The sequence below is a fragment of the Cryobacterium sp. TMT2-10 genome (genome assembly GCF_004403075.1).
In the GTDB taxonomy this organism is placed as follows: Bacteria; Actinomycetota; Actinomycetes; order Actinomycetales; family Microbacteriaceae; genus Cryobacterium; species Cryobacterium shii.
This window is the reverse complement of the sequence record NZ_SOGW01000132.1, coordinates 1-5,186: the sequence shown is the minus strand read 5'-3', so window position 1 is coordinate 5,186 and position 5,186 is coordinate 1. Positions and strand designations below refer to the sequence as shown.

Annotated in this window: 5 protein-coding genes; 4 read left to right on the top strand and 1 reads right to left on the bottom strand. The window is 70.4% G+C overall.

Annotated features, from left to right (window positions below; all coding sequences use genetic code 11):
• Nucleotides 1-128: 128 nt before the first annotated feature.
• Nucleotides 129-455 carry a hypothetical protein gene (locus tag E3T37_RS16330; protein ID WP_134368323.1) on the bottom strand — a complete coding sequence of 109 codons (327 nt, stop codon included), beginning with the start codon at nt 453-455 and terminating at the stop codon, nt 129-131.
• Between the two features lie 171 nt (nt 456-626).
• Here E3T37_RS16330 and E3T37_RS16325 point away from each other — a divergent pair, with 171 nt between their 5' ends.
• The 4 genes from E3T37_RS16325 to E3T37_RS16310 form a co-directional block, all read left to right on the top strand.
• Entirely contained in the window at nt 627-1,124 is a 498-nt protein-coding gene (locus E3T37_RS16325; protein ID WP_134368322.1) for an NUDIX domain-containing protein, read from the top strand.
• Between the two features lie 89 nt (nt 1,125-1,213).
• The gene (locus E3T37_RS16320; RefSeq protein WP_134368321.1) at nt 1,214-3,031 is read left to right on the top strand and encodes a diguanylate cyclase; all 1,818 of its coding nucleotides are present in this window, start codon (nt 1,214-1,216) and stop codon (nt 3,029-3,031) included.
• A 3-nt stretch (nt 3,032-3,034) separates the two neighbouring features.
• The gene (locus E3T37_RS16315; RefSeq protein WP_134368320.1) at nt 3,035-3,859 is read left to right on the top strand and encodes a nuclease-related domain-containing protein; all 825 of its coding nucleotides are present in this window, start codon (nt 3,035-3,037) and stop codon (nt 3,857-3,859) included.
• A 495-nt stretch (nt 3,860-4,354) separates the two neighbouring features.
• Nucleotides 4,355-5,186, top strand: an 832-nt coding sequence (locus E3T37_RS16310) for an ADP-ribosylglycohydrolase family protein (protein ID WP_241994590.1), incomplete at its 3' end; no start/stop codon positions are given.

Below are 5,186 nucleotides of genomic sequence, written 5' to 3'. Positions count from 1 at the left end.
GGCGGTGAGGCGGGGCAGGCGGCGAGGCGGGGCAGGCGGTGAGGCGGGGCAGGTGGTGAGGCGGGGCAAGGGCGAGGCGGCGGGCGGCGCGAGCGTCGCGCGGCGCGTGCGGCGACGGATGCCCCGAGTCAGCCGAACATGTTGAGCATCAGCCGGGACTCCTCGAGCGCCTCGACCTCGTGCGGCAGCCCGGCGTCGAGGCGCAGCAGTGCGCCGGGCACGAGCCGGGTGACCTTTCCGCCGGCGGTGACCCGAAGGCATCCGTCGAGGGCCTGCATCAGCAGGATCGTGGGCGCCGTGTGCTGCTTCAGCACGTGACCCGACTCGAATGTCAGCACGACCACGCGAACACCGGGGGAGTTGAGCACCCGGGTGTGGCCCAGACCGCCGGGCTCGACGACGGCGTCGGCACGCACATTCGAGGCAAAGGTGAGGGGCGGGGGTGAGGTGGCCATGCCCGTTACGGTAGTCCTCCACGGATGCCGCGGCGAACCTTCCCTCCGCCGGCGCAGGTTCTATCCCCCGCCGGCTTCCCCAACTTGCGCCGCGAGCGGATCATGGTTCGACGGGCCCGCGCCCGCCCGGAGCGCCCGCAGAAGCACGCAGAATCAGGGGGAAGGATGCCGATGACCGTACTCAGTGCCGGGATACTGCTCTACCGCGTCACGGAAGCCGGGGCCCTGCAGGTCTGGATCGCGCACATGGGCGGGCCGTTCTGGGCGCACAAGGACGAGCGGGCGTGGTCGATCCCCAAGGGCGAATACGCCGCCGGGGAAGACCCCTTCGCCGTGGCGAAGCGCGAGTTCGAGGAGGAGGTCGGCGTGCCCGCTCCGGAGGTCGACTACGCCGAACTGGGGGAGTTCAGACAGCCGTCCGGCAAGGTGATCACGGTCTTCACGGCCGAAGCCGACGCCGCTTTTCGGGTCGACCGCATCATCAGCAACACGTTCCCGCTCGAGTGGCCCCGCGGCTCGGGGCGGGTGCGAGACTTCCCTGAAATAGATGACGCCCGCTGGTTCACGGCAACGGATGCCCGCGCCAGGCTCGTGCGCGGACAGGTCGTCGTGCTCGACGCGCTCGAACAGCGGGTGTGCCCCGGAGACACGGTGACCGGCGGCGAGTGACGGCCCCTTTGGGGGGTCGCAAATATTCCGGCCGGTGTCGGAGACCGCTGCTAGGTTCGGTGTAAGAGAAGGCCGCTGGGGGACTGAACGTGAACTCGAAAGAGGTGGTGGGTGACATGGTGTCCACGTCGGCGCCGGTCCTGAACTCGGTGTCGACCCTGCCGGCCGATCCGGCACTCGCGACACCGCTCCCGACACCGCTCCCGACACCGCTCGCGACACCGCTCCCGACACCGCTCCCGACACCGCTCGCGAAACCATTCGCGAAACCGCTCCGGACCCCCTCCGCCCTCGCGACAGTCGTTCTCCCGACGGTCGAGGACCTCCTCCGTGCCTGCGAACGGTCGAGCGCCGAGGGGCGCCACCGTGAGGGCGCCGCCCAGGCCGAGGAAATCCTGGCGCGACCGGATGCGAGCGCGGTGCAGCAGGCGCAAGTGCGCGAACTGCTGGCGCTGCACCGGCTGCGGCTGGGGGATTTCAAGGAAGCCGTGCAACAGGGCCTCCTGGCGCTGGAAGCCCTGACCAGCAGCGGCGACCTGCTCCGGCAGTCGAAGGTGCACTGTACCCTGGCGCTGGCCTTCACCGACACGGGCTTGAAGGAGCAGGCACTTCAACACGTCCTGGCCGCGATCGAAGCCGCCCGGGACTGCGGCAACACGACCGCCGAGTTCTGGGCGCTCAGCCGGTCCTCCACCGTGCACGGCTCCATGGGCGACCTCGCGCGCGGAGTCGAGCTTGGCCGTCAGGCACTGGCCCTGTCCCGCACCCTCGACGACCCCGAAGTCAACTTCGTCGCCCTGAACAACCTGTCCGACAGTTGCCTGGAGGCCGCTCGGGTTCAGCGCGTCCAGGGCTTGAACCCGTCTCCGACGCTGCACTGGGGTCTGTCCCTGGTGCGGGAGGCGGTTGCGGTCGCCCACGCCCAGGGGCACACCTTCTTCGAGACCATCGCCCTCACCAACCTCGTCAGCATCCTGATCGAGCTCGACGAGCACGACGAGGCCCGTGAGCAGGCCGGCCGGTCCAAGGCGCTGGCGAACGTCAACGGTTTTCACAATCTCGAGGTGAACAACGACGCACAGCTGGCCGAGGTGGTGCGGGCCGAGGGCCACCTCGACGACGCCACCGCGATGATGGAAGCCCAGCTCGCCGACCCCTCTCTCGACAACGACCCGCCCCTTCTGATCCGGCTGCACGAATCTCTGTTCGAGATGCACAAGGAAAGCGGGCGCTTCGAGCGAGCCCTGGCGCACCACGAGAAGCTGCACGCCCTGACGTTGAACATGACGACGCAGACGGCCGAGATCCAGTCCCAGATGCTGATCAATACCATGGGGATCGAGCAGGCCAACCATGAGGCGGAGCGTTCGCAGCTCGAGGCGGAGATGCTGCGCATCCGTGCTGAGGAATTGGAACAGCAGGCCAACACCGACCCGCTCACCAGGCTGCCGAACCGGCGGGCGCTGGACCGCGAGCTGCCCAACCTGATGGATCGTGCGCAGGATCTGGCCCAGCCCTTGTGCGCGGCCATGATCGATATGGACCACTTCAAACGGGTCAACGACGTCCACGGGCACGGCATCGGCGACCAGGTCCTGGCCGAGATGGCCACCCTGCTGCGGGGCGTCACCCGCGAAAGCGACCTGGCCGTGCGCGTGGGCGGCGAGGAGTTCCTGCTCGTCCTGGCCGACACCAGCCCCGCGCAGGCCGAAAAAGTCTGCGAACGCCTCATCGCCTCGGTGCGCGGGTTCGCCTGGGGCGACCTGGCCGAGGGACTGGCCTGCACGGCGAGCGTCGGTCTGGCCGCCCGACAGACCTCGGAGAGCGTGGCGCAGTGGCTCGCTCGCGCCGACGCGGCCTTGTATGCCGCCAAGAACGGCGGCCGCGACCGGGTCGTCGCCGCCTGAGCCATGACGTCACAGACCCCGACCATGGGTGAGCAGCGCGCGGCCCGATCGGTGATCGAGGAACTGCTGCGGCAGCAGAGCACCACGCCGGCCCGCAACGGCTTCAGCCGGCTCTTCGGCTACTCCCCGCTCGGCGACGACAGCGTCAGCTGGTACCTCGGCGCGAAGGGCGAACTCGAGGTCGGCGGCATCCTCGCCACGCTTCCGCCCGACTGGACGGCCTTCCACGCCCTGCCGATCGGCAAGAAGGGCGCCGACATCGACCACCTCGTCATCGGCCCCGGCGGCCTCTTCACCCTCAACACCAAGAACCACTCCGGCAAGGGCGTCTGGGTCGCCGGCCGCACCCTGATGGTCTCCGGCCACCGGGTTCCCCACATCCGCAACGCCGAGCACGAGGCCGACCGGGTCACCAAACTGCTGCGAGAACGGATGCCGCGCCTCGCGGCCGCCCAGCCCGTGATCGCGCTCGTGAACCCGAAGTCGCTCACCGTCAAGTCCACGCCGGAACGGGTGAAGGTCGTCACCGCTCCCGGGCTGCGGCGCTGGCTGATCACGCAGCCCGTCTCCATGGGACCCGCCGAGCTGGCGAACCTCGCCGCGATCATCGATGACCCCGCGACCTGGCCGACCCCGGTATTCCCGCTAACGGAGCATCCGTTCGCGCAGTTCGCGGTCCTCGACGCCGAGGTGCGGCAGGCCAGGGTGCGGCGCACCCTGTGGAAGTTACTGGGCGCCGTCGTGGCGGCGGCCGTGGCGGTCTCGGTCGGACCGCCCCTGCTGACCGCGGTCCTGACCGCCTTCATGGGCTCCGCCACGAACCCGTAGCCGTCACGTGGTCGTCCCGCGGCCGTCCCGCGGCCGTCCCGCGGTGGCCGGGGGGCAGCGGCCCGGGGGCAGTAGCCCCCCGATGCCCGCCAAGCCAATGGCACGGAGCTCCCGTGTGGCCAACTCAGGAAAACCACTTCGGAATGCCCGAATCCGGCCGGTTTCGGCCTGTTTTCTGGGGAATCACCTGAGTTAGCCACAACCCACCGCGCCAACGGGGCCCGCGGCGCCGGTGAGCGAGGCTGGCCGGGATGCGCCGCGCCCACCCGGCAGCTTCCCCTCGCGGCAGATCACCGCCGGCAGATCACGGCCGGTCGGGCGCCGCTGTCCCTCGAAGAAGGCGGAGCAGCAACCCGCATTTCGCCCGTATTCTCATATGGGGGGAATGAGCCCGAGCAGCATCCGGCGACGGCGTTGTCGCGGGCACGCCACGGCTCACTGCATGCCCCCAACGGACCTTACCCGGGGGAACGCTTGAAACGTACGTCTGCTCAATTGGATCGCGCCGCCGGCGTGATGCTCGGCATGGCCTGCGGCGATGCCCTCGGTGCCGGCTACGAATTCGGCCCGCCCCTCGCGGCCGATGCCTCCGTCACGATGAAGGGCGGCGGCGGGTTCAACTGGGCCCCCGGCGAGTGGACCGACGACACCTCCATGGCCGTTCCGATCCTGAACGCGATCGCCGCCGGCCAGGACCTCCGCGACGAAGCGGTGCTCGACGGGATCGTGGCCGTCTGGGTCGACTGGGCCCGCACGGCGCCGGACGTGGGCAACCAGCTGCGCGCGGTGCTCTCCCGAACCGAGCTCACCGCATCCGCGGTGCGCATCGTCGCCCGCGCCCACCACGAGACGCACGGCAGCAGCGGCGGCAACGGCTCGCTGATGCGAACCGCCCCGGTGGCGCTGGCCTACCTCGACGACCCGGTCGCGCTCGCCGGCGCCGCCCGCGCCGTCAGTGACCTCACCCATTTTGAGACGGATGCCGGCGACGCCTGCGTGCTCTGGTGCCTGGCAATTCGGCACGCGGTGCTCGAGGGCACCCTCGACGTCCGGGTGGGTCTGGGCGCGCTTCCGCCCGAGCGCCGCGAGCTCTGGGAATCCCGCTTCGTCGTGGCCGAGGCCGGAAGCCCCTCCGACTTCAGCCGCAACGGCTGGGTCGTGGAAGCGCTGCAGGGCGCCTGGTCAGCGATCACGCTTCCGGGCCGCGAGGCCGCAGCTGCGGCCACCGCGGCCGAGACCGTCGTCGCTGCGTCCACCGCGGCCGAGACCGCCACCGCGGCCGAGACCGCGGCCGAGACCGCCACCGCCACCGCCACCGCCACCGCGG

What these genes read in the sequence shown, in the direction of transcription:
- E3T37_RS16330 (WP_134368323.1), bottom strand. Translation starts at nt 455, where the DNA reads ATGGCCACCTCACCCCCGCCCCTCACCTTTGCCTCGAATGTGCGTGCC.
- E3T37_RS16325 (WP_134368322.1), top strand. Translation starts at nt 627, where the DNA reads ATGACCGTACTCAGTGCCGGGATACTGCTCTACCGCGTCACGGAAGCC.
- E3T37_RS16315 (WP_134368320.1), top strand. Translation starts at nt 3,035, where the DNA reads ATGACGTCACAGACCCCGACCATGGGTGAGCAGCGCGCGGCCCGATCG.